This is a genomic window from Streptomyces sp. SID14436, from assembly GCF_010548465.1.
In the GTDB taxonomy this organism is placed as follows: domain Bacteria; phylum Actinomycetota; class Actinomycetes; order Streptomycetales; family Streptomycetaceae; genus Streptomyces.
Genome location: NZ_JAAGMD010000317.1, coordinates 1 through 250, shown reverse-complemented (window position 1 = coordinate 250; position 250 = coordinate 1). Strand labels below are relative to the sequence as shown.

1 pseudogene is annotated in these 250 nt (G+C 79.2%); it reads left to right on the top strand.

Annotated elements, in window-relative coordinates:
• A pseudogene (locus tag G3I53_RS33780) lies at nt 1–250 on the top strand (AAA family ATPase); the annotation flags it as partial.

The following is a 250-nucleotide window of genomic DNA, read 5'->3' as shown; positions in this document are numbered from 1 at the left end:
CCCGCGCCCGACCGTCCCGCGCCCGACCGTCCCGCGCCCGACCGTCCCGCGCCCGACCGTCCCGCGCCCAACCGCCTCGACGTCGCCGCCGACCTGCTGGCCCTCCTGGACGCCACCACCACCGAACCCCGCCCCGACACCCAGCTGGAGGCCCTGACCCTGGCCGTCGCCGCCGACCTGCCCGTCCTGCTCCTGGGAGAACCGGGCATCGGCAAGACCGCCGCCCTGACCCAGCTGGCCGCCGCCCTGG